This window comes from Kribbella sp. NPDC043289 (assembly GCF_056436705.1).
Map to the genome: position 1 here is coordinate 1,008,635 of NZ_JBWKCB010000003.1, position 22,829 is coordinate 1,031,463.

The window sequence follows — 22,829 nt, forward strand, 5'->3', positions numbered from 1 at the left end:
CGAGCCAACGTGATCTCTCAGCTCCGGGTCAACAGATTTAGCACGTACTTCCGCTGCCAGGGCGTCTCGACCGCGCGCTTGTCGTAGTGCTTCCGGACGTAGTCGACGGCCTGGTCGGCAGGTACTCCGTCGAGCAGGGCGAGACACGCGAGCGCGGTGCCGGTCCGGCCTCGGCCGCCCACGCAGGCGAACTCGACCCGCCCGGTCGCGGCGTGTTCCAGCGCCTCGCGGAAGATCGTCAACGCGTACGCCGGATCCGCCGGCAGCCGGAAGTCGGGCCACTTCACCCAGTGGGTTTCCCACGGGACGTCGGGCGGTTCCTTGCCGAGCAGATACACGCCGTACGTCGGAAACGGCGCTGCCGCCGAGCCGTGCCGCAGACCACGTCCGCGGACCAGCCGACCCGACGGCAGCTCCATCACTCCTGGTGCGTCCTTCTCCCAGTGACCCACGGGCTCACGCTACAAGGCGCTCCTCGGTGGATGTCGAGAACAGGTGCAGTTTGTCGGGGTCCGGTGCCAGGTGGACGACCGTGCCCTTGTCGTTGTGCAGCCGGGTGCCGATCCGGGCGATGATCTGCTGGTTCTCGGTGTGCTCCGCGCTGCCGTACAGGAACGCGTCCGAGCCGAGCTCCTCGATCACCGCGACCTTCACCGGCAGACCTTCGTCGGCGAGGTGGAGCGCCTCCGGCCGGATGCCGAGCGTCAGCGTCTTGTCGTCGCCGGCCTTGGCCAGCAGCTCACGGGCGATCGGGACGACGTAGTCGCCGATCTTCGCGCCGCCGTCGGTGATCTGCGCGGTGATCAGGTTCATCGCCGGCGACCCGATGAAGCCCGCGACGAACTTGTTCCGCGGCTTGTCGTAGAGGTTCAGCGGCGTGTCCACCTGCTGCAGTACGCCGTCCTTCAGCACGGCCACGCGGTCGCCCATGGTCATGGCCTCGACCTGGTCGTGGGTGACGTACACGGTGGTGACGCCGAGCCGGTGCTGCAGTTCGGCGATCTGGGTGCGGGTCTGGACCCGCAGTTTCGCGTCGAGGTTCGACAGCGGCTCGTCCATCAGGAACACCTTCGGGCTGCGCACGATCGCGCGCCCCATCGCGACCCGCTGCCGCTGCCCACCGGACAGTGCCTTCGGCTTGCGGTCGAGGTACTCCTCCAGACCGAGCAGCTTTGCAGCCTCCTGCACGCGCTGCGCCCGCTCGTCCTTGTGGATGCCCTGCATCTTCAGGGCGAACCCCATGTTGTCGGCCACCGACATATGGGGGTACAGCGCATAGTTCTGGAACACCATCGCGATATCGCGTTCCTTCGGCGGGGCGTTGGTGACGTCCCGGTCGCCGATGAAGATCGCGCCGTCGTTCACTTCTTCGAGTCCGGCCAGCATTCGCAGTGCCGTGGACTTGCCGGAACCGGACGGGCCGACGAGCACCATGAACTCGCCGTCCTCGATGTCCAGATCGAGCCGGTCGACCGCGGGAAGGTCGGTGCCCGGGTAGGTCCGCGTGGCGCCCTTGAACGAGACAGTTGCCATGTCGCGCTTCCTTTCTCCTGTTGGCTGGAACGCGGCCCGGCCGACTTACATTCCCGCGTGAACGAACATTGACAAAGAGGATTTTTACGTACAAACTTTTTTGTGTGATGAGAGACGTGATGCACCTGGAGCAGCTCGAGCAGGCCGAGGCCCTGTTCAAGCCGCAACGGATCGAGGTGCTGCGGCGGCTCGCGGAGCCGGCCACCTGTGGCGAGGTGGCCGAGCAGCTCGGCCAGACCCCGCAGCGCGTCTACTACCACGTCAAGCGCCTCGTCGAGGCGGGACTGGTGACCCTGGTGGACGAGCGCAAGGTGCGCGGGATCCGCGAGGGCATCTACCAGGCGACGGCCCGTTCGTACTGGCTGTCACCCACGCTCGTCGGCCGGATCGGCGGTCTCCGCCGGGCCCGCGACGAGCTCAGCCTCGGCTACGTCCTGGACCTGATGGAAGAGGTCCAGACCGACATCGCCGCGTTGGACCGGTCAGCTCCGGAGCTGCCGTCCATCGGGGTGTCCGGTGAGATCCGGGTTCCACCGGACCGGCGGCGGGAGTTCTTCGAGGACCTGCGCGGCACGCTGCAGGACCTGTTCTCGCGCTACGGCGGTTCCGAAGGTGACGCCTTCAAGCTGGCCGTCGCGTGCTACCCCAAGGGAGACCAAGACCATGACTGAACCGCTCATCGTGCAAGTGCGCGCCCAGGCCGGCCTCGACGAGGTCCGGCAGGCGCTCACCGACCCGAAGGCCCTGAACCTCTGGCTCGGCGAGTACTCGACCGTCGACCTGCCGGGAACCTTCGAGTTCTGGGGCCGCCACATCCCCGACGGCGACGCCCCGCACCAGCGAGTGCTCGCGTACGACGGGAACACGCTGAAGCTGGCGTGGACTCTCGGCGGCGAGGAGACCACGACCGAGATCACCCTGATCCCCGAGAGCGACACCGCCACGGTGATCAAGGTCGATCAGAGTCATTTCGACTTCGCCGACGCGATCAGTGGCGCGAACATCCGCGGCGTACTGCAGAGCTTCTGGTCGCTGGCGCTGGCGAACCTCGTCGACCACCTGGCCGGTCGCGAGCTGACCACCCGGCCGGACTTCACCTCGACGGTCTTCGAGGGCGAGGCGCTGATCGACGCACCGATCGCGGACGTGTACTCGTCGATGACCGACTCGGAGCGGGCGTCGGCCTGGATGGGCTATCCGGTCGGCATCGACCTGGCCAAGCGCCGGTTCGCGATGGGCGGGTTCGACGTGAACCCGGGCGTCGAGATCGTCGACCTGGTCGAGGGCCGGAAGATGTCGATGGACTGGGGCGACGGCGGGATCAGCACCTGGGAGCTGGAGGACTCGGGCGGCAAGACCCGGCTGACCTTCGTGATCAGCGGGTTCGACGAGGACAACCCGCCGTACGGCGCCTGGATCGGTTGGCTCAGCGGCGCTGCGGCCCTGCGCCGGTACCACGAGCTGCCGGACTGGGACATCTACGCGGCCTAGAAGTACGGGCCTTCCGGGCGGATCGAGTCGCCGATCAGGTCGAGCAGGGCCGTCACCGCTCTGCTCGGTCGCCGTCCCGCGAGGGTCACCACCGACAGCGTCCAGCTCAGCTCGGCGTTCTCGATCGGGAGCTTGGCGACGCCGGGCTCGTCGGGCAACTGCACATCGGGTACAACGCCAACGCCGAGCCCGACCCGGACGTAATCCGGAATCGTCGTCAGTTCCGGTACCTCGACCTGGATCCGCCGCGGCGATCCGATCGCCTCGAACGCGCGGTCGACCATCTTCCGGTTCCCGAACCCGGTCGGCATGTCCACGAACCGCTCGGCGGCGATCTCCTCCAGCCGTACGGCGGGCCTGCGCGTCAGCCGGTGCTCGGCCGGCAACAACGCGACGAACGGGACAGTCGCGATCTCGCGGACGTCGAGACCGCTGAGTTCGGGCTTCGGCAGACCGAGCAGCGCGACGTCGAGCCGGCCGTGGCGTACGTCGTCCGCGAGGCCGGTCGAGCCGGTCGCCGAGGTGGCGACCTGTACTTCGACCAGCGGGTACTTGCGGTGAAACGCTCCGAGCAGGTCGGCCATGCTGACCAGGCTGAGCCGGGCGAGGGTTCCGATCCGGATGCTGCCGCGTAGCCCGGTGGAGGCTTCCTCGACCGCCGCGCGCGCTCGGTCGAGGGCTTCGAGCGCGGCCTTCGCCTCGGGCAGCAGTGCCTGGCCGGCAGTCGAGAGCACGACCCGCCGGGTCGAGCGGTCGAAGAGCGTCGTCTTCAGATCGGTTTCGAGCGCCCGGATGGCAGCCGACACCGTCGACTGGACCGTGTACAAGCGTTGCGCCGCCCGGGTGAAACTCAGCTCCTCCGCGACGGCGACGAAGTACTCCAGTTGGCGACTGTCCACAGGTAATTATCGGAGTTCTCGATAAGAGCCTGCAAGAACTTTCGTTGGACTCGATAGATGATCTGGCCGCACGCTGGAAACATGTCCACCATGACGTTGTCGCGAGCCGGTGAACGGATCCGGCTCGCTGCTGCCCCGGGGTTCTGGGTGATCGCCGCGGCCTTCCTCATCACGATGGCCTTCTCGACGATCCCGACTCCGCTCTACGCGATCTACCAGCACCGGGACGGGTTCCCGACGTACGTGATCACGGTGATCTTCGCCAGCTACGCGGTCGGAGTGATGGCGTCGCTGTACCTGGCCGGGCATGTCAGTGACTGGCTCGGCCGACGGCCGGTCGCACTGGTCGCGGTGCTCGCGGAGGTGTTGTCGGCGGTCATCTTTCTGACCTGGTCGACGGTCCCGGGCCTGCTGGTCGCGCGGTTCGTCTGCGGCATCGGGGTCGGTGTGCTGACCCCGACCGCCACGGCGCACATGTCCGAGCTGCGGCAGGTCGCGCGGCCCGGCGAGGACCCGAGTCGCTCGGCGCTGATCTCGAGCATGGTGAACCTCGGTGGGCTGGCGTTCGGTCCGCTGATCGGCGGTCTGCTGGCCGAGTACGTCGGTGCGCCGCTGGAACGCCCGTACGAGATCTTCCTCGTGCTGATGGTGCTCAGCGCGATCGGGATCGCGCTGGTGCCGGAGACCGTGCAGCGGTTGGACGAGCGCCCGGCGTACCGGCCGCAGCGGGTGGCGGTGCCGTCGTCGGCGCGGCCGCTGTTCTTCGCGTCGGCGATCGGGGCCTTCGCCGCGTTCGCGATCTTCGGGCTGTTCACGTCGCTCGCGCCGACGTTCCTGGCCGGCGTACTGCACCACACCTCGCGGCTCCTCGCAGGTGGGGTGACGTTCGCCGTCTTCATCGCGGGCGCTCTCAGTCAGGCAGTCTTCGTTCGCCTGGCCCGACCGGCTCAGCTCCGGCTCGGTCTCGTCGCGATGTCCGTCGGCCTGGTCGGAGTCGCCGCGGGCGGTCTGATCCCCAACCTGTACCTGTTCGTCATCGGCGGCGTCGTCGCCGGAGTCGGGGTGGGTCTGGTCTTCCGCGGCGCAGTCGCGACGGCCGCCTCACTCGCCGACCCGTCGTCCCGCGGCGAGGTCCTAGCCGCGCTGTTCCTGATCGCGTACGCCGGCCTGGTGATCCCCGTCCTCCTCATCGGCCTAGGCATCGCCCTCCTCCCAGCCGAGGTCGCCCTACTGATTTTCTCCATCCTCATCCTGATCCTCGTAAACGCCGCCGTACTCCGAATGCTCGCCGCCCACAAGTGATGTGATGCGGCTGTGGACCTGCAGCGGGACTACGGCCTGACCGTCGCCGAGTTGAAACCACACCCGGGTGGGTTCGCCACAGACGGGTGGGTGGCGGACGGGCGCTGGTTCGTGAAGCGCTGGAAGGCGGGCGAGCGGCCGGTCGGGCTGGAGCAGCTCGCGGAGTTGCGAGCGCTCGGGCTGCCGGTGATCGAGCCGGTGCGGACTCTGCGCGGCGAGCTTTCGGCGACGACCGGCGCCCGCGCATACGCCGTCTTCCCGTACGTGGATGGACGGACGGCGACATGGGCCGACTGGTGCGTCGCGGCGCGGGCGTTGCGGCAGGTGCACGACGTACCGCTCACCCTCGAGCTGCCGGAGGCGGACACAAGTGAGCCGTGGATCGAGGTGTTGGGGCGAAACCTGCGGCATCCATGGATCGCGGACCGGGCGGGTGAGGTTGCCGCGGCGATCGCGCGGCTGGACGGCGTCCGGGAGCGACTCGGGCCGGTGCGGAAGGTCTTGTGTCACACGGACTTCCACGGGCTGAACCTGCTGCTCGACGAGCACGGTGAGGTCGCGGCGATCCTCGACTGGGAGAACGCGGTGATCGGGCCGCGGGAGTACGACGTATGGGTCGCGGCCGAAGGCGACCAGCTCGAGAAGTTCCTCGACGAGTACGGCGCCGACGATCTGGCGCTCGACCACATCGAGTTCGCACTACTCGCCCGCGGCCTCCGAGACATGGCCGCACGCGTGCTGAACGACGTCGATCGGCCGGGCGTGGACACCTGGGGGTTCGGCCGCATCCGCCGACTCGACACCAACCTCACCGTCTTCCAGCGCTACTGCCGCACCTAGTTCTTCCCGGGTCCGGCAGCTCGACAGTACGTATACGTCCACTGCGGCCCATTCGCCGGCGGTTCGCGCCTGGGCCTTGGCCTAAGGAGCGGAGACCTCCTGTCGAGCTGCCGATTCCTACAGCCGGCGCCGCACAGGTTAGGCGGCGGCGCCGGGGCCGGGGAGGATTTCTATGTCTTCGGAGTGCATTGGTTTGCCGCAGTTCGCGCAAGTCAGCTCTACGTGGCTGATCTTGCCGCAGGCGTGGTGGCGGTAGAGGACCGGTGGGCCTGCGGGGCCGGCTAGCCATTTGTCGCCCCAGGCAACCATCACCATCAGTACGTCGGTCAGCTCGCGGCCCTTGTCGGTCAGCACGTACTCGTACCGCGGGCGATGGTCGTACGGCCGGCGCTCCACCACGCCGCGGTCGACGAGATGGTTCAGCCGCTCGGTGAGGACCTTGCGGGAGATCCCGAGATCCGCCTGGATCTGCTCGAACCGGGACAGCCCGACCCAGATGTCGCGCAGGACGAGGGGCGACCACGGCTCGCCGATCACGTCGAGCGTGCGGGCGATCGAGCACGCCATCTCACTGAAGTCTGTGCGCTGCATGGAACCAGCATAGCAATTGGGGTTCCCTCAGGGAACTCCGATGTGTTAGCGTTCCCTCAAGGAACTCCAACCGGAAGGTGGAACGATGAGCAAGGTCTTCAGCGCTCTGGCAGTCTCGGTCGACGGGTACATCAGCGGCCGCGGCTCCGGCCCGGACCGCGGGCTGGGCGACGCGCCGATGCTGTTCGACTGGTACTTCGACGGTGACACCCCGAGCCGGGCGCTGGAGGCGTTCAAGCTCAGCGAGCCGAGCGCGCGGGTGTTCGACGCCGCGGCGAGCCGGGCGGGAGCGATCGTGATCGGCCACAAGACGTACGACGACTCGGGTCACTTCGGCGGCGGTAGCCCGCATGCGAAGGCGAAGCCGGTCGTGCTGAGCCACGGCCCGGTCGCGGAGATCAGCGAGCAGCAGACGCTTGCGCACACGATCGAGGATGCGATCGCGGCCGCGCGGGAACTGGCCGACGGGAAGGACGTCGCGCTGATGGGAGGCGGAGTCGTGACGTCTGCGCTGCAGGCCGGGCTCGTCGACGAGTTGATCCTGCACCAGGTGCCGGTGCTGCTCGGCGGTGGCCGGCCGTTCTTCCAGGAGCTGCCCGATCACGTTCGCCTGAACCTGATCGAAGCCGTGCCCGCGCCCGGCGTGACCCACCTCCACTACGAGATCGTCCGCTGAAGGAGCAAGATCATGTTGAAGACCGCCGTACGCAACGCTGTTGAGAGCAACTCCATCGCGCACCTGGCCACCGTGCTGCCGGATGGTTCGCCGCACTCGATCCCGCTCTGGGTCGCCACGCTGGACGACAAAATCATCTTCCTGACCGGACCGACCTCGCAGAAGGCCCGCAACCTGCAGCGTGATCCGCGGGTCGCGCTGTCCATCGCGCCGGTGGATAACCCGTTCGAGCCGGTCATCCTGCGCGGCCGTGTGGTCGAGTGGATCAACGGCGACAAGGGCTGGGAGCTCGTCGACCAGATCGCGATGAAGTACCTCGGCCAGCCCTACACCCGCGACCTGGACCGCGTCGTCGGCGTCATCGAGGTGGACCACCAGACCGTCGGAATCAGCTGACCATAAGATGCCCGCATGGGTGTGACTGTGACGGTTGGGGAGCAGGACGCTTATCTCGCGCGGGTGGGGCATGCCGGGATGCTGTTGCTGCCGATGATCACCGGGATCGGCGAGCAGATCCGGGAGTGGGCCGACGAACTCGCCGGCGAGGGGATCACCGCACTCGTGTGGGATCCGTTCAAGGGGCGCAGTACGGACAACACGACCCGGGAAGAGCTCAGCGGACTCCTTCGGGAGATGGACGACGACGCCGCGCTGGCCGAGCAGCAGGAGTTGCTCGACTACCTGACCAGTGAGCTCGGGTGCACCAAGGTCGGGGTGGTCGGATGGTGCCTCGGCGGCCGGTTCGCGTTCCTGCTCGGGGCGCGTGATCACCGCGTGTCGAACGTCGTCGCGTTCCACCCGACCGTGCCGTCGCAGCGGCCGCCGCATCACACGTACGACGCGATCGCCGAGGCGGCCGGGATCACGGCGCCGGTGCTGGTGAGCTACCCGAGCGCGGATGCCGCCGTACCGAATGCGGACTTCGAGACCTTGCAGACGGTGTTGCAGGCGCGGACGGCCGGGGCGACGTTCACGCAGTACTTCCCAGGGGCGGACCACGGGTTCTCGGACAAGTCCCGGCACGACAAGGACGTGAATGCGGACGCGTTTCGGCTGGCGTGGCCGCAGGCGCTCGCGTTCATGAAGTCGACGGTCGCCTGAGCTCAGCTTCGATTTCTCGGTGCAGGTCGCCGAGCCGGCTGCGGCCGGGCGTGCCTTCCGGGTAACGCTGCAGGAGGTCGCGGACCGTCGGCGGCACGCGCTCGACGGCCCACCGGATCATCGTGTCCGGATCACCGCCGGCCAGCTCGCGTGCGTAGGCGGCGTACTGCGCCGACGCCACCACATGCTTCACCTGCGTTGGTGTCGCCAACGGATGCAGGTACGCCGATCCGGCCGCGCCCAATGCGGAACGGGCCGCCGCGTCAGCTGCCGGATCCTCCACCTCGCCGGCCGCCTTCAACGCCGCCCAGGCGGCCGTCCGGATCGCCTTCGTGCGCTTGCCTCCGGCACCGAACTCGCGGACCGCCTCGATCGCGTCCCGCGGCCGCCGGTCGTCCGGAGCTACCGCCTCGAACAACGGCAGCACCTGTTCCGCGCAGTCCGCTGTCCACAAGCCCAGCACCCGCAGTTCGTCGAGACTCAGAGCGATCTCCATGAGCCTCAATCGTATCGTTGAACCTCGTTGTTGAAGCTTTCACGCCGCCCGGCGATGGTCGGTAGGTGTGACACCGCGGACTCGCTTGAACGCAACGCTCAACGCGAAAGCGTTCGCGTACCCGACCCGCCGGGCGATCGTCTCGACCGTGTCCCGGGTCGACCGCAGCTGATCGGCGGCGAGCGTGATCCGCCAGCCGGTGAGGTAGCTCATCGGCGCCTCGCCGACGACCGCCGTGAACCGCCGGGCCAGCGAGGCCCGCGACACCCCGACCCGATCCGCGAGTTCGGTGACATTCCACGGGTACGACGGATCCTCGTGCAGCAACCGCAGCGCCGACCCCGCGACCGGATCCGTCTGCGCCTGGTACCACCCCGGCGCGTGCGACTCCGGCCGCGCGAACCAGGCGCGCAACGTGGTGATCAGCGCCAGGTCGAGCCACCGGTCCAGCACGCTCTGCTGTCCAGGTGCGTCCCGCTGGATCTCGCTGGTGATCATCTCCATCACCGATCCGGCCACCTCGGCCGCCGGTACGACGAGCACTGGCGGTAGCGCCGTCACGAGCCGGCGGCTGACGTCGCCCGCGACCTGATAGGTGCCGCTGGCAACCATCACTTCGCCGGTCTTGCGGCTGCCGTAGGTGCGGACGCCGAGCCGGGCCGAGTAGTCGACCGGTGCCCCGGGCAACGGTTCGCAGATCCCCCCGGGGTGGATCCGCAACTGTGGTGCGGTCTGCGCGGTGTCACCCACGACGTACGGCTCGGTGCCGGTGAAGATCGCGACGTCGCCGGCCTCCATCCGCTGCGGGGTGATCCCGTCGCGAGTCACCCAGCCCGCGCCGCGGACCAGGGTCGCGAGCGCTAGCGGCGCCTCGTCGCGGATCTCGAGCGCCCACGGCGGATCGAGGATCGTCAGGTTGAACACGCCGTCCTGGGCGCGGGTCCCGGCCAGCAGTTCGTCGAGAACGTCCATGCGCCGACCCTACGTCAGGTTGAGCGTTCCGGACATCGAATTGCGGCGTACGACCATGGTTTGTCTCACCGTGAACCGGTGGACTGGAGCCATGACAGAGATTCTGATCCTCAGTGGCAAGGGCAAGACCGGCCGTCGCGTCGCGGCGCAGCTCGACGCGCGGGGCGTCCCGTACCGGCTCGCGTCCCGGTCCAGCGAGCAGCGGTTCGACTGGTACGACGAGAGCACCTGGGCGGACACGGTCCGCGGCGCGGAGACGGCGTACCTCGCGCCTCCGGTCGGTCCGACCGGGCTCGCGCAGGCCGGCAAGTTCGTCCAGCAGGCGAAGGGGCTGCGGCGCCTCGTGTTGTTGTCCGGGCGCGGCGTTGGCAGTCCGGGCCGCGACTTCGCCGTGTACGACGGTTCGCTCGAACTCGAGAGCGTGGTTCGGGCGAGCAGTCTCGACTGGACGATCGTGCAGCCGGCCTGGTTCGCGCAGGGGTTCAGCGAGGACTTCCTGCGGTACCACGTGCTGGCCGGTGAGATCCGCCTGTCCGCGGGCACCGGCGCCGAGGCGTGGATCGACACGAACGACGTCGGCGACGTGATGACCGCGGCGCTGCTCGACGAGTCGTACGCCGGTCAGACCCTCGAGATCTCCGGCCCGCGCACGCTCACGATGACCGAGATCGCCGACGAACTCACCAAGGTCACCGGCCGCCCGATCTCCTACGTCGACCTCGACCCGGAAGCGCATGTCGCGGAACTGATCGAGCAGGGCCTGACGCCGGAGGACGCCGACGCGGTACGCGACCTGTTCGCGGTGATCCGCAACCACCGCTCGGAGTACGTCTCGGACGGCGTGGAGAAGGTGCTCGGCCGCCCGGCCCGCGACTTCAGCGACTGGGCGCGCGAGACGGCGACGACCGGAGTGTGGAACGAGTGAAAGGCGGACCGCCAGCACTCAACAACTGACACCTAGAGCGCGTGTTCACGCTGACGGCCGCGCCGAAAGTGCGATTGATGAGTGCTGGCGGTCCGCCTCCCCGAAGGCAACCTCAGCGATCAGCGGTGCTGCATCGCCGTCCACTCGTCGTGGGTGAGCTCCTGCAGTTCCGACGCCGGCGTCTTGGCGAGGGGCGTCGTACCGCCGCCGACGGCGCCGCCGCCGAAGACGATGTTCGCCCAGTTGTTCTGCGCGATCAGGATCGACGTGGTCTTGTCGCCGTTGATGTCCGCGGCCGTGGTGGTGTCGGTGGTGTCGCCGTCGCAGTTCCAGTCGATCGGCTGGTTCGCGGCGCCGGCCGTCGTCCGCGTGGTGCCGTTCGGGCACTTCCAGCTCGTCTTGTACCCGGCGCCCAGGCTGCCGAGGCCGACCCTCTCGTCCGGCCGGGCCTCGTTGATCGAGGTCGGCTGGCTGTTCGAGTAGCCCCAGTACTTGGTGCCGTCGGCCTTGAGTACGCCGCCGAGCTGGAACGAGTAGTTCATGACGCTCAGGTAGTTCGGCTTGTAGTTCAGGTTGTCGGTCCCGCCGTGCTTCAGGCCGATGTTGTGTCCGAGTTCGTGGACGAACGTGCCGACGTTCGTGTCGTCGGTGGCGTTCCAGTTGCACTTCGGTCCGACCGTCACGATGAACGTGTCGTTGGGGATGTTGAACGCCTGCCCGCTGCTGCAGCCGCCGTCGTAGCTGTCACCCCAGATCATGTAGTGGAAGACCGCCTTGCGGGCCGCCGCGAAGTTGGCCGCCTTGATCGCATTGGTCTGGGTCGCCGACGGGTTCAGGTCCGCGTCGTACGTGACCTCGTTGCCACCACCGAGGTTGTACGTCGCACCGCGCGCGGCGCCCGCGTCGAGGTGGATCTTGATGCCGGTGCTGCCGTCGGGATTGCTGACCGGTGCGGTCGCGAACACCTGGACGATCCGGTCGAGGGCCGCGGTGGTCGCGAGCCGTCCGGACATGTAGTCCATCTCGACGAACAGGTCCTTCTTCTTCGGGTTCGCGCCCATCGCGGGCAGGTCCACGTCGACGACGCCGTCACCGTTGGCGTCGTACCCGTTGGTCTCCCAGGCGTCGGGCAGCGAGTCGCCGTCGGTATCGGTCGCAGCCACCACGGTGGGTGCGCTGCCGGTGGATGCGCTGTCGGTGGGCGGAGCCGGCGCCGCCACCGCGCTCGAGGCAGCGAGCGCGGCGGCGGCGACAGACGTCAGTACGGCCAACAAGGCGGGGCGGGGCCTCATCAGATCTCCTTCGGGGCGGTGGGTGATCTGAGCGCTACCGTAGGTGAAATTCCTCCATGAGTACGGCGCAGCGGGGCCCCTGACCCAATTGGGTCACCCGGCCGAGCGGAGCATCGCGCGGATGCCGACGGTCAGCCCGAGCGCCGCGGTGACGATCGCCGCGATCCAGCCCCAGAGCACCGCGGTCGAGACCACGTCGCCCGAGAACAGGGTCCGCTCGGCGTCGACGACGTACGACAGCGGGTTGAACTTCGACGCGATCCGCATCCACTCCGGGCCGGTCTCGAGCGGCAGCAGCATCCCGGACAGGATCATCAGCGGGAACAGGAACGTCTGCTGCACCACCCAGAACATCCAGTCCTGCTTGCGGACCGCGATCGCCAGCGCGTAGCTGAACGAGCCGAGGCCGACGCCGAACACCGCGAGCAGCGCCAGCCCGATCAGCGCGCCACCGACGTGCAGCTCGAACGCGAACGGCGTCATCACCGCGATCACGATCACCGCCTGCCCGAACAGCGGCACCATCTCCTTCAGTGCACGCCCGATCAGGAGTGAGGAGCGGGACAGCGGCGTGACCAGCATCCGTTCGTGAGCGCCGGTCTGGAACTCGAACAGCAGGTTGGCGCCGGTGGTCGACGTACCGAACAGGGTGGTCATCACCAGGATCGACGGCACGAACCACTGCCAGACGCCGGCGCCGAACGTGCCGCCCATCGACCCGGACAGCAGCGGGCCGAAGAGCGCGAGGAAGACGAGCGGCTGGATCATCCCGAACAGCAGGCTGAACGGATCACGCAGCACGGGCTTCAGTTCGCGGGTCATCACGATCCGGATGTCCCGGAGCAGGTTGCGGGACGGCTGAGTGGTGGTCAGGGCGGGGCTGGGTTCGAGGGTCAGGGTGGTCATCTCAAGCGGCCTTTCCGTGGTTGTCCTCACGCAGGCTGCGGCCGGTGAGGTTGAGGAACACGTCGTCGAGCGTCGGCCGATGCACCTGAGCGGCCGCGATCGGTACGTCGCTGCGCTGCGCGGCGGCGATCAGCTCGGGGAGCGTCGCCGGACCGTCCGCGACTCGAACGCTGATTTCGTCGCCAACGGCAACCACTTCGCGGGCGCCGGGCAACCGCTCGGCGAGCTGCTTCATTCGGCTGATGTTGGTCGGGCCAACACTGAGCGCGATCCGGTCGCCGGCCAGCTTCGCCTTCAGGGCGTTCGCGGTGTCGTCTGCGATCACCTCGCCGTGGTCCACCACGACGACCCGCTCGGCCATCGAGTCGGCCTCGTCGAGGTAGTGCGTGGTGAGCACGATCGTCATCGAGTACTGCTCGCGCATTCGCAGGATGTGGTCCCACAGGTTCGCCCGGTTCTGCGGGTCGAGGCCGGTCGACGGCTCGTCCAGGAACAGCAGCGACGGCGCGTGCACGAGACCCATCGCGACGTCGAGTCGGCGGCGCTGACCGCCGGACAGATCCGACACCTTGCGTTGCGCCAGGTCCTTCAGTTCGAGCGCCTCGAGCAGTTCGCCGGCGCGGAGCTTCGCGGCCCGCCGGTCGAGTCCGTAGATGACGCCCTGGCCGACCAGTTCGTCGGCGACCCGCTGGTGGTGACCCGCGCCGTTCCCCTGGCCGACGTACCCGATCCGGCGGCGGACCTGGCTGGGGTGGGCGGTCACGTCGTACCCGGCGACCGTCGCGGTGCCCGAGGTCGGGGCGAGCAGAGTCGTGAGCATCCGCAGCGTGGTGGTCTTGCCGGCGCCGTTCGGGCCGAGGACAGCGACCAGTTCTCCGGGTTCGACGTCGAGGCTGATGCCGCGGACGGCGTGCACGGTCTCGGTACGGCTCACCACGAAGTCCTTGGTGAGTGCTCGGGTGCTGATCACGATGTCTCCTTCGGTCGGTCTCTGGGTCCGACATTTCCAGTGGTAGCGGCCAGGTTCTGACCGCTACCCGTGGCAATCTGAAGTCATGTCCGAAACCTCTGCTCGACTGCTCGCGCTGCTGTCGCTGCTGCAGGCCCGGCGCGACTGGCCGGGTGCCCTGCTTGCCGACCGGCTCGAGGTGAGCCCGCGGACGGTTCGTCGCGACGTGGACCGGTTGCGCGACCTCGGCTACCCGGTGCGTGCCACCAAGGGACCCGACGGTGGCTACCGGCTGGACGCTGGCGCCGACCTGCCGCCGCTGCTGTTCGACGACGACCAGGCGATCGCCGTCGCGGTCGCGCTGCAGACCGCGACGACCACGGTGACCGGGATCGAGGAAGGCGCGCTGCGAGCGCTAGCCACGGTTCGCCAAGTGATGCCGGCGCGATTGCGGCAGCGCGTCGATGCGCTGCAGGTGACCACGGTCGACCGGTACGCGAACCGGCGTACGACGGTGGACTCCGAGCAGCTGATCGCGGTCGGGATGGCGGTCCGGGCCCAGGAGGTACTGCGTTTCGACTACGCGTCACCAGGCGCGCGAGACGACGAGTGGGTGCCGCCGCGGAAGGTGGAGCCGCATCACCTGGTCACGTGGGGTGGGCGCTGGTATCTCGTCGGCTGGGATCTGGATCGGAAGGACTGGCGGACGTTCCGGGTGGACCGGATGACACCGAAGATCCCGACCGGACCACGGTTCATCCCGCGCGAGTTGCCGGCGCCGGACATCACGACGTACATCTCGGGCAAGTTCAGCGGGCAGGACCAGAACACGTTCCGGGGCGAGGCGATCCTGCAGTCGCCGGCGTCGGTCATCGCGCAGTACGCCGGTCGTGGCGCGATCGTCGAGGAGGTGACGCCGACGAGTTGCCGGCTGGTGCTGACCGCGTGGTCGTGGACCGGGCTGGCGGCGACGTTCGGGATGTTCGAGTGCGATCTGGAGTTCGTCGGACCGCAGGAGTTGAAGGATGCCGCGGCGCAACTGGCCGCCCGTTATCAGGAGGCCGCGCTGTGAACACCGAGCTCGTTGTCGTGGATGCCGAGGCGTGGCGGGAGTGGCTCGGCTCGAATCATCGCGCGTCGGACGGTATCTGGCTGGTGCTCGCGAAGAAGAACGTGACGACTCCGACGAGCCTCACGTACGACGAGGCGCTCGAAGAGGCGTTGTGTCACGGGTGGATCGACGGGCAGCGGCGCAGCCGGGACGAGACGACGTTCATCCAGCGGTACACCCCGCGGCGGGTCCGGAGCATGTGGTCGCAGCGGAACGTCGACCTGATCGCGCGGATGGAACGCGAAGGCCGGATGCGTCCCGCCGGCCGGGCCGAGGTCGAACGGGCGAAGGCCGACGGACGCTGGGACAAGGCGTACGGCGGGTCTCGCGCGCTGGAGGTCCCGGACGATCTCGCGGCGGCGCTGGCCGCGAACCCGAAGGCTCAGGCGATGTTCGAGATCCTGACCAGCGCCAACCGGTTCGCCGTCGTGTTCCGGGTGAACGACGCGAAGAAACCCGAGACCCGCGCCCGGCGCATCGCCCAGTACGTCGACCAACTGGGCCGCGGCGAGACGATCTACCCGCAGAAGCGGACGCTCTAGAGCAGGTCGAGGGTCGCTTCCTGCCCTGCGGTGAGTGGGAAGTAGGCGAGGAACGTGACGCCCTCGTCCTCGGTGTCGAAGCGGGAGATGCGGTCGATCGCGGGCTCGTAGAACACGTCGCCGGGGTGCAGGACCTGCGGCTCGTCGTCGGCGTCCTGTTGGTAGAGAGCCGAGCCGGACACGATGTTGCCGAACACGGGGCCGTTGTGGACGTGCGCACCGAGGGCGGTGTTCGGGGCGATGGTGATCCGGCGTGCCTCGACGCGCTGCACCGGGAGCGGCTCCGGCAGGTGCTGGTCGAGCACGATGACGCGGCTGATCGGGGACTCTGGTGTGTTCATGGCGTACATACTAATAGGTACAGAGCGCGGGCGTGAAGCGGCGCCGCACAGGGCGGCGCCGGTCAGTAGAGGATCGGGTTGAGCGGGGAGGAGATGGTCTCACCGGGCTGGTTGCCGGGCATCCAGTTGGCCAGGTCGGCGATCTGGTTGTCGTTCACCGGCGGCGAGATCTCCATCGAGGCGTCGACGTAGATCACCGTCATCACCCGGCGCGGGATGTCGGTCGTGTTCGGCGGCGCGTGGTGGAAGGTCCAGCCGAGGTGGTAGCTGACCTCGCCGAGCTCGAACGGCTCGGAGACCTCGGTGAAGTTCTGCTCGGCCAGCGACTGCTGCAGGATCCGCTCCGACTCGTCGCTGATCGGCAGGTCGCGCCCGTGCTCGAACGTGTGGCTGCCGGCCGCGAACGATAGCGGACCCATCTCCATCGGGGTCTCCTGCAGCGGGATCCAGATCGTCACGCACCGGTCGGTCTCGAACGGCCAGTAGTACTGGTCGGCGTGCCAGGGCGTGACTCCGCCGCCGGACTCCTTGTACAGCGCCTGGTCGTGGTACAGCCGCACCGACTGCACGCCGAGCAGTTGCGACGCGATCCGCGCGAGCCGCGGCGACGACACGAACTCCAGGACGCGTTCGCTGTCCTGCCACAGGTTCGTCACCTGCAGGAACGCCTTCCCGTAGGTGTCACGCTCCTCCAGTGGCAGGTGCTGGGTGTTCAGCTCGATCACCTTGCCGGTGATCTCCGGCTCGTACTCCGCGATCGTCTCGGGGCTGAGCACGTTCTTCAGCTTCACGAAACCGTGCTCGGCGAAGTGCGCGATATCGGACCGACTGAGGGCGTAGTCGGTCTCCAGCTCCGGGCGGGTCAGAGTCATGGGACCTAAGGGTTCCTGCACGTTCCATCGCTGTAAAGATCAGTGATCAAATCTTTGCCCGGCGTGCACGTGCACGTGAACGCCAACCAAAGCGGTCAGGACCGTAATGCGAAACGGTCCAGCGCTTCGACGATCAACTCCTGGGTACTGCGACCTCCCGCGCCGTGCCCGTCCTGCTCGACGAGGTGCAGCTCCGCACCCGGCCACGCCTGCGCCATCCGCCAGGCGACCTCCGCCGGACTGCTGATGTCGAGCCGTCCGTGAATCAGGACGCCAGGGATGCCGGTCAGCTTTCCGGCGTTCCGGACCAGCGCGTCCTCCTCCAGCCAAGCCGCGTGTCCCCAGTAGTGCGTGACCAGCCGCGCGAAGCGCAGTCTGAACACCGGGTCGTCGTACCGCGAGTCCGGCCGCCAGCCCGGATGCGTGCGGACATGGGTGTCCTCCCAGGCGCACCAGTCCTTCGCCGCCTGATCGCGCACCGCCGGGTCCGGGTCGTGGAGGAGGCGGCTGTAGGCGAGTGCGAGGTTCCCGTCGCGCTGGTCCGCCGGTACGCCGTCGCGGAACCGGGTCCATTCCTCGGGGAAGATCCGGCCCATGTCGCGGGTGATCCACTCGACCTCGCGGCGGGTCGTGTTCGTGACGCTGAACAGGACGATCTCGGAGATCGCCTCCGGGTGCTGCTCGGCGTACGCGAGTCCGAGCGTGGCACCCCAGGACGCGCCGAGGAGCAGCCATCGGGAGATGTTCAGCTCGTGCCGGAGCTGTTCGAAGTCCGCGATCAGGTGCGCCGTCGTACTGGTGCTGAGGTCGACCTCCGGCTCGGCGGCGTCCGGCGTACTGCGTCCGCAGTTGCGCTGATCCACCAGCACGACCATGTATTTCGCGGGATCGAAGTACCGCCGCCACCAGGCGCCGGCGCCGGACCCCGGGCCGCCGTGGACGACGAGGGCGGGTTTGCCGTCGGGGTTGCCGCAGGTCTCCCAGTACACGTGATTCCCGTCGCCGACGTCGAGGAGGCCGTGGTCGTAGGGCTCGATGTCTGGATACATGGGCTCAGAGGACTCCGGTGTAGGTGAGGGCGAAGGTGGCGCAGGGGAAGAGGAAAAGGGCGGAGAGGGCGATGATGCCTTTGAACGACTGGTGGGGGCCGATGAGTTTGCCGTAGGCGACGATCAGCACCGGGACCATGACGACCTCGAGCAGGAGCATGCTGCGCGGGATGATCGTGCCGGTTGCCGCGAGGATGACCGAGAGCGCGGCGGCGGCGATCCAGGCGGCGTACCCGATGCGGTACGTCGTTCGCGCGCCGAAGCGGACCGCGATGGTGTGGTAGCCGGCGGCGCGGTCGGCGTCCAGGTCGGCGAGTGTGGTGGGTAGGTAGAGGCCGATCGCCGCGAGCGTTCCCTGCAGGCCCATCAGCCAGGGGAAGCCGCTCAGGTCGGGATTGATCGCGGCCCAGCCGGCGAGCGGTCCGAAGGCGCCGAGAGCAAGGGCGTTCACGGCGACGTCGAAGCCGGCGCGGGTCTTGAGGCGTACCGGCGGGACCGAGTAGGCGTAGCCGAGGAGAACGGCCAGGAGTACGCCGAGCGCGAAGACGATGCCGACGTGGAGCGACAACCCGACCGCGGCGACCGCTGCGGCGAACGCGAGCCGCTTGGCCGCCCGGAGCGTGATGCGGCCGTCGAGCAGCGGGGACTTCGCCTTGCGCGGGTTGAGCCGGTCGCTCGGGAGGTCGTAGGCGTCGTTCACCGCGAGCACGGCCAGCCAGACCAGCGGGCCCATCACGACCGCCCCGACGATCAGGCGCGGCCACTCCTCGACGGGTGGGACGAGTTGGCGGGTCGCGAGCAGGATGCCGGTGTAGTACGGCACGATCGAGACGACCCAGAAGGCCGGTCGTCCGACCGCGACGATGTCACGCACTCGAGCTGCAGAACCCCGAACCTGCACCGCTGTGCTCACAGCTCCACTGTCCTCCTGCCGAAGACCGTGCGTCCTCCCTCGCCCGAGTGAACCTCCTCACCCTGGGGGCGGACGTCCGCCACTCACCAACCGCGGCAAGCCGGCCGAGCTCGAGCGTGAACCGCGGCCGGGTGAGCGGGGCAGCGGTGGTTGGTGAGTGGCGGACGTCCGGCTACGGCTGGACTCTTGCGAGAGACCCCGTCTCCAGTGCGACCCAGACCGAGTTGTCCTCGGCAAGGGACAGGCCGTGGGGCTCCGAGCCTTCGCCCAGTGGATGCTCGGACGTGACGTTGCCTTGGGCATCTACGTGGACGAGGGATGCGGCGGCCCAAAGGGTCAGCCAGCAGCCGCCGTCCGAGGTCGCGGCCGCGGCGTGCGGCTTCGAACCTTCGGGGAGCGCGAACTCCTCGATCGTCCCGTCGGCGGTGATCCGGCCGACCCGGTCAGCCAGGAGTTCCGTGAACCACACGGCGTCAGGACCCGCGCTGATACCCACCGGACCGGCAGTTGACGTCGGCAGGGGATAGGTGGTGACCGCCCCGTCCACCGTCATCCGGCCGATCGCGTTGGCCTGGTTGAGCGTGAACCAGAGCTCCCCGGCGAACGTGGTGATCATCGCGGGGAACGCTCCCGTACTACCGATCGGAAACGTGGTGACCTCGCCGTCGACGCTGACCCGGCCGATCGCGTCGACGCTCATCAGCGTGCACCAGAGCGCCCCGTCCGGACCGACGCACATCCCGTACGGCGCCCCGGCGATCTCCACGGCCGACACCACCCCGTCGTACCCGATCCGGCCCACGCGGTCGTCGCCGTTGCGGGTGAACCAGACCGCCTGGTCCGGTCCCTCGACGATGACGCTCGGTCGGGAGCCGGGGGAGTCGAGGTCGATGACCCGCCCGGACTCCGTCGCGACCCGGCCGGTGTGGACGAGGGTTGTCCACACCTCGCCGGCCGCGACCGTGACGCCGTACGGCCCGTCGGTCGCTTCGCCGACCTTGAATTCAGTGACTGACAAGAGAGTGCTCCTTCAGGTCGACAACGGTGCCGCGCCAGCGCGAGATGAAGCGGCGGTCGTGCGTGACGACGACGAGCGCACCGGCGTACCGGTCGAGCGCCGCCTCCAGTTCCTCCACCAGTACGAGCGACAGGTGGTTCGTGGGTTCGTCGAGCAGCAGTACGTCGTGTGGCGCGGTCAGCAATCGTGCCAACGCCAACCGGCGGCGCTGACCGGTCGACAACGCACTGACCTTCGTCTGCAGTTGGTCCGCACGGAACAGCCCGAGTCCCGCCGCGCCCGGGTGCCGTGCGAGTGCCTGGCGCAGCGTGGCATCGGGGTGCGGCTCGTGCGCCTCCTGGTGCAGGTACCCGATGCGGCCGCGACGGTCGACGTACCCGGAGTCGGGCGTCAGCATCCCGGCGAGTACGTCGAGGAGCGTCGACTTGCCGATCCCGTTCGGGCCCGTGATCAACACCCGACCACCGGCCGGCACGTCCAGCGACACCGGCGCCAACCGCTCCGCCACCGAGACTCCCACCGCCTCCAACCCACCGGATCCGCCGCCCGTGCGGATCGATGCTGTGAACCGCAGCGGCTTGGCGGGCACCGGCGGCGGGTTCTCCTCCAGCCGCCGCAACCGCTCTTTGGCATTGCGGATCTTGCTGCGCTCGGCCTCGTTCACGCGACCGGTCTGACGGTCGTAGGCGACCTTGTTGTTGTCCTTCATCGGTCGCCCGTACGACACCCGGTCCGCCGTCGTCCGGACCAGAACCCGATGGTCGGCGACGTCCTCCTCCCACTGCGCGCGGGTCTGTTCGGCCCGCGCTCGTTCGGCCGCCTTCTCCTCGAGATAACCCTGATAACCGCTCCCGTACCGCGTTACCCGGTGGGTGTCGCCGTCGACCTCGAACAGCGTCGACGCGACCCGCTCCAGGAACGCGCGATCGTGCGAGACCACCACCGTCGTACCGCGCCGGGACCGCAGGTGGTCCTCGAGCCAGACCGCGGCTCGTATATCCAGATGGTTGGTCGGCTCGTCGAGCAGCAGGATCTCCGGCGACGACGCGAGTACGGCGGCCAGGTGCAGCCGCGCCAACTCGCCACCGGACAGTTCGGACAGGCGCCGATCACCGGGCAGCGTGCTCAACCCGAGCCCGTACGTCGCGCGGGCGAACCGCGCGTCCGCGTCGTACCCCTCGCGGATCTCGAAGACGGTCTGCAGTTCGCCGTACTCGTCGAGGACGTCGACGCGGCCGTCGGTGAGCAGGGCTTCGAGCTCCCGCATCCGGGACTCGATCCGGCGCAGGTCGGCGAGGGCGTGGTCGGCCAGCGCGTTCACGTCGAGATCGAGCGGCAACGGGTTGTCCTGCGCGAGATAGCCGAGGCTGCCGGTCGCGGTGACCGTGCCGTCCGTGGGCGGTTCGAGACCGGCCACGACGCGCAGCAGCGTCGACTTCCCGGAGCCGTTCTCGCCGATCAGGCCGCTGACCTGACCTGGTGGGAACGCGCAGGTGACCTGATCGAGCACCGTGTGGTGGTCGTAGGACTTGGTGACGGCGTGCAGGGACAGCTGGGTAGACATACGGATCCTCCTGACTCTCGCGGGTTCGGGCTGGCGAACGGCGGGTCAGAAGATCACTGGCTGCTCCTTAATGCGATGAATGTTGCGTTAAGATCATGCCATGCCGGACGACGAACGCGCAAGCAGACCAGGTGGACGCACCGCCCGAGTGCGCTCGGACGTGCTCGCCGCCGTCGAGGCCGAGCTGGCCGAGCACGGGTACGACGGGCTCACGATCGACGCGGTCGCTGCACGGTCCGGCGTCCATCGGACCACCGTCTACCGCCGCTGGAAGTCCGTGGCCGGCCTGCTCGTCGACCTGCTGCAGGCCGGCGCCGACGACTCCTGGGAGCCGGCCGACACCGGTTCGCTCGAAGGTGACCTGATCGCCGTCAACCGCGAGATCCACGCTGCCCTCACCGCCCGCCCGTCGGTCACCCAGGCTGTGATCGCGGCGTCCTTCCGTACGCCGGAAGCCGCCGACGCGCTCACCCAGTTCTGGATCGACCGCTACGAACGCACCGCGATCGTCGTACGCCGGGCAGTCGACCGCGGCGACATCCCGCCCGCCACGGACGCGCACCAGCTCCTGCTGACCGCGACGGGTCCGCTGTACCACCAGCTCGTCCTGCTGCGTCGCCCGATGACCCGCGCCGACGCCGACCAGCACGCGCGAATCGCCGCGGCGTCGGTGTAAATCCTTTGCGGGCGCTCGTCCGGCCGACCTACGGTGACAGCCCCGGTCGATTGGAGTCACGATGAGCGTCAACCTCTACGCGCTGTCCTTCGATGCGAAGGATCCGGCCGGGCTGGCGCGGTTCTGGGCCGGCGTCCTCGGCCGGGAGGTCAGTGCCGAGACCGAGCTGCTGCCGAAGGACCCCACCGGGTTCCGGGTGCGGTTCGTGCGCAGCGACGTACCGAAGGATCGGGCGAACCAGGTGCACTTCGACCTGACCAGCCAGACGCCCGAGGAGCAGCAGGAGACGGTCGCCCGCGCGCTCGAGTACGGCGGTCGGCACATTGACATCGGCCAGACGCCCGAGGAAGGGCACGTGGTGCTCGCGGATCCGGAGGGCAACGAGTTCTGCGTGATCGGGGCGGGGAACAAGTTCCTCGCGGACACCGCGTTCATCGGGGCGCTGTCGTCCGACGGGACGCAGGCCGTCGGGTATTTCTGGAGCAAGGCGCTGGACTGGCCGCTGGTCTGGGATCAGGACGAGGAGACCGCGATCCAGTCGCCGCAGGGTGGCTCGAAGATCAGCTGGGGCGGGCCGCCGGTCGCCCCGAAGGCGCCGCGGAACCGGCTGCGGTTCGAGCTCACGACCGAGGGCGACGTCGAGGCGGAGGTCGAGCGGCTGCTCGCGCTCGGCGCCACGCGGCTCGGCGGTGGTTCGGACGGGGCTGTCGAGCTCGCCGACCCGGACGGCAACGAGTTCAGCCTGCACGCCGCCCGCTGAGCCGACGGTT

The 22,829-nt window shown here is 68.5% G+C and carries 27 protein-coding genes; 12 read left to right on the top strand and 15 right to left on the bottom strand.

The genetic code is table 11. From position 1 onward, the window contains the following. Positions 1-17 precede the first annotated feature (17 nt). Together AC0662_RS23220 and AC0662_RS23225 are read right to left on the bottom strand one after the other, a co-directional pair. Positions 18-452: a protein-tyrosine phosphatase family protein gene (locus tag AC0662_RS23220; protein WP_478303132.1), complete on the bottom strand. Its 435-nt coding sequence runs from the start codon at positions 450-452 to the stop codon at positions 18-20. A gap of 4 nt (positions 453-456) precedes the next feature. After that, on the bottom strand, positions 457-1,533 hold the full coding sequence (locus tag AC0662_RS23225; RefSeq protein WP_452196231.1) for an ABC transporter ATP-binding protein: 1,077 nt from the start codon (positions 1,531-1,533) through the stop codon (positions 457-459). A 107-nt stretch (positions 1,534-1,640) separates the two neighbouring features. Here AC0662_RS23225 and AC0662_RS23230 point away from each other — a divergent pair, with 107 nt between their 5' ends. Both AC0662_RS23230 and AC0662_RS23235 read left to right on the top strand, forming a co-directional pair. Further along, entirely contained in the window at positions 1,641-2,204 is a 564-nt protein-coding gene (locus AC0662_RS23230; protein ID WP_452196230.1) for an ArsR/SmtB family transcription factor, read from the top strand. Next, the gene (locus AC0662_RS23235; protein WP_478303135.1) at positions 2,197-3,024 is read left to right on the top strand and encodes an SRPBCC family protein; all 828 of its coding nucleotides are present in this window, start codon (positions 2,197-2,199) and stop codon (positions 3,022-3,024) included. The genes AC0662_RS23230 and AC0662_RS23235 overlap by 8 nt, the downstream gene beginning before the upstream one ends. On the opposite strand, the gene AC0662_RS23240 is transcribed toward AC0662_RS23235, so the two are convergent. Next, a complete protein-coding gene (locus AC0662_RS23240; RefSeq protein WP_452196228.1) occupies positions 3,021-3,923 on the bottom strand; it encodes a LysR family transcriptional regulator in 903 nt (300 codons plus the stop codon). The two genes, AC0662_RS23235 and AC0662_RS23240, sit on opposite strands and share 4 nt — an antisense overlap. Before the next feature lie 81 nt (positions 3,924-4,004). Between AC0662_RS23240 and AC0662_RS23245 the strand changes: the two genes are divergently transcribed. Then, positions 4,005-5,225, top strand: a complete 1,221-nt coding sequence (locus AC0662_RS23245; protein ID WP_452196227.1) for an MFS transporter — start codon at positions 4,005-4,007, stop codon at positions 5,223-5,225. Positions 5,226-5,237: 12 nt separating this feature from the next. Then, a complete protein-coding gene (locus tag AC0662_RS23250; RefSeq protein ID WP_478303137.1) occupies positions 5,238-6,065 on the top strand; it encodes a phosphotransferase enzyme family protein in 828 nt (275 codons plus the stop codon). 138 nt (positions 6,066-6,203) lie between these two features. Here AC0662_RS23250 and AC0662_RS23255 read toward each other — a convergent pair whose 3' ends face one another. After that, the gene (locus AC0662_RS23255) at positions 6,204-6,656 is read right to left on the bottom strand and encodes a winged helix-turn-helix transcriptional regulator (protein ID WP_452196225.1); all 453 of its coding nucleotides are present in this window, start codon (positions 6,654-6,656) and stop codon (positions 6,204-6,206) included. A gap of 85 nt (positions 6,657-6,741) precedes the next feature. Between AC0662_RS23255 and AC0662_RS23260 the strand changes: the two genes are divergently transcribed. Genes AC0662_RS23260 through AC0662_RS23270 form a run of 3 tightly spaced genes read left to right on the top strand, consistent with a single transcriptional unit; the run spans position 6,742 to position 8,433 of the window. Continuing rightward, positions 6,742-7,332, top strand: coding sequence for a dihydrofolate reductase family protein (locus tag AC0662_RS23260; protein WP_478303139.1), 591 nt, complete (start codon positions 6,742-6,744; stop codon positions 7,330-7,332). 12 nt (positions 7,333-7,344) lie between these two features. Further along, on the top strand, positions 7,345-7,728 hold the full coding sequence (locus AC0662_RS23265; RefSeq protein WP_452196223.1) for a pyridoxamine 5'-phosphate oxidase family protein: 384 nt from the start codon (positions 7,345-7,347) through the stop codon (positions 7,726-7,728). A 15-nt stretch (positions 7,729-7,743) separates the two neighbouring features. After that, entirely contained in the window at positions 7,744-8,433 is a 690-nt protein-coding gene (locus AC0662_RS23270; protein WP_478303141.1) for a dienelactone hydrolase family protein, read from the top strand. Here the strand turns inward: AC0662_RS23270 and AC0662_RS23275 are convergent. Next, positions 8,411-8,929, bottom strand: coding sequence for a putative immunity protein (locus tag AC0662_RS23275; protein WP_452196221.1), 519 nt, complete (start codon positions 8,927-8,929; stop codon positions 8,411-8,413). The two genes, AC0662_RS23270 and AC0662_RS23275, sit on opposite strands and share 23 nt — an antisense overlap. Before the next feature lie 39 nt (positions 8,930-8,968). Beyond that, positions 8,969-9,901 (bottom strand): AraC family transcriptional regulator, encoded by a 933-nt coding sequence (locus AC0662_RS23280; protein WP_478303144.1) that lies wholly within the window; start codon positions 9,899-9,901, stop codon positions 8,969-8,971. 91 nt (positions 9,902-9,992) lie between these two features. Between AC0662_RS23280 and AC0662_RS23285 the strand changes: the two genes are divergently transcribed. Then, positions 9,993-10,826: an NAD(P)H-binding protein gene (locus AC0662_RS23285; protein ID WP_478303146.1), complete on the top strand. Its 834-nt coding sequence runs from the start codon at positions 9,993-9,995 to the stop codon at positions 10,824-10,826. A gap of 119 nt (positions 10,827-10,945) precedes the next feature. On the opposite strand, the gene AC0662_RS23290 is transcribed toward AC0662_RS23285, so the two are convergent. The 3 genes from AC0662_RS23290 to AC0662_RS23300 form a co-directional block, all read right to left on the bottom strand. Then, positions 10,946-12,118, bottom strand: coding sequence for a hypothetical protein (locus AC0662_RS23290; protein WP_478303148.1), 1,173 nt, complete (start codon positions 12,116-12,118; stop codon positions 10,946-10,948). A gap of 93 nt (positions 12,119-12,211) precedes the next feature. Further along, positions 12,212-13,024: an ABC transporter permease gene (locus AC0662_RS23295; protein WP_478303150.1), complete on the bottom strand. Its 813-nt coding sequence runs from the start codon at positions 13,022-13,024 to the stop codon at positions 12,212-12,214. A 1-nt stretch (position 13,025) separates the two neighbouring features. Then, positions 13,026-13,994 (bottom strand): ATP-binding cassette domain-containing protein, encoded by a 969-nt coding sequence (locus AC0662_RS23300; protein WP_478303152.1) that lies wholly within the window; start codon positions 13,992-13,994, stop codon positions 13,026-13,028. An 85-nt stretch (positions 13,995-14,079) separates the two neighbouring features. Between AC0662_RS23300 and AC0662_RS23305 the strand changes: the two genes are divergently transcribed. Both AC0662_RS23305 and AC0662_RS23310 read left to right on the top strand, forming a co-directional pair. Then, a complete protein-coding gene (locus tag AC0662_RS23305; protein ID WP_478303154.1) occupies positions 14,080-15,045 on the top strand; it encodes a helix-turn-helix transcriptional regulator in 966 nt (321 codons plus the stop codon). After that, positions 15,042-15,626, top strand: coding sequence for a YdeI/OmpD-associated family protein (locus AC0662_RS23310; protein ID WP_452196214.1), 585 nt, complete (start codon positions 15,042-15,044; stop codon positions 15,624-15,626). Before AC0662_RS23305 ends, AC0662_RS23310 begins: the two co-directional genes overlap by 4 nt. Here AC0662_RS23310 and AC0662_RS23315 read toward each other — a convergent pair. The 6 genes from AC0662_RS23315 to AC0662_RS23340 all read right to left on the bottom strand — a co-directional run bounded on the left by AC0662_RS23315 (position 15,623) and on the right by AC0662_RS23340 (position 21,383). Then, entirely contained in the window at positions 15,623-15,967 is a 345-nt protein-coding gene (locus tag AC0662_RS23315; protein ID WP_452196213.1) for a cupin domain-containing protein, read from the bottom strand. The genes AC0662_RS23310 and AC0662_RS23315 overlap by 4 nt on opposite strands. 62 nt (positions 15,968-16,029) lie before the next feature. Continuing rightward, complete coding sequence (locus AC0662_RS23320) at positions 16,030-16,839, bottom strand: phytanoyl-CoA dioxygenase family protein (protein WP_452196212.1); 810 nt, start codon at positions 16,837-16,839, stop codon at positions 16,030-16,032. Between the two features lie 95 nt (positions 16,840-16,934). After that, the gene (gene pip / locus AC0662_RS23325; protein WP_478303157.1) at positions 16,935-17,888 is read right to left on the bottom strand and encodes a prolyl aminopeptidase; all 954 of its coding nucleotides are present in this window, start codon (positions 17,886-17,888) and stop codon (positions 16,935-16,937) included. Between the two features lie 4 nt (positions 17,889-17,892). Next, positions 17,893-18,801: a UbiA prenyltransferase family protein gene (locus AC0662_RS23330; RefSeq protein ID WP_478303159.1), complete on the bottom strand. Its 909-nt coding sequence runs from the start codon at positions 18,799-18,801 to the stop codon at positions 17,893-17,895. Between the two features lie 172 nt (positions 18,802-18,973). Then, entirely contained in the window at positions 18,974-19,819 is an 846-nt protein-coding gene (locus AC0662_RS23335) for a Vgb family protein (protein WP_478303161.1), read from the bottom strand. Then, the gene (locus AC0662_RS23340) at positions 19,806-21,383 is read right to left on the bottom strand and encodes an ABC-F family ATP-binding cassette domain-containing protein (RefSeq protein ID WP_478303163.1); all 1,578 of its coding nucleotides are present in this window, start codon (positions 21,381-21,383) and stop codon (positions 19,806-19,808) included. The genes AC0662_RS23335 and AC0662_RS23340 overlap by 14 nt, the downstream gene beginning before the upstream one ends. A 100-nt stretch (positions 21,384-21,483) precedes the next feature. On the opposite strand from AC0662_RS23340, the gene AC0662_RS23345 reads away from it, so the two are divergent. Together AC0662_RS23345 and AC0662_RS23350 are read left to right on the top strand one after the other, a co-directional pair. Beyond that, the gene (locus tag AC0662_RS23345; protein WP_478303165.1) at positions 21,484-22,059 is read left to right on the top strand and encodes a TetR/AcrR family transcriptional regulator; all 576 of its coding nucleotides are present in this window, start codon (positions 21,484-21,486) and stop codon (positions 22,057-22,059) included. Between the two features lie 61 nt (positions 22,060-22,120). Beyond that, the gene (locus tag AC0662_RS23350) at positions 22,121-22,819 is read left to right on the top strand and encodes a VOC family protein (RefSeq protein ID WP_478303167.1); all 699 of its coding nucleotides are present in this window, start codon (positions 22,121-22,123) and stop codon (positions 22,817-22,819) included. Positions 22,820-22,829 lie beyond the last annotated feature (10 nt).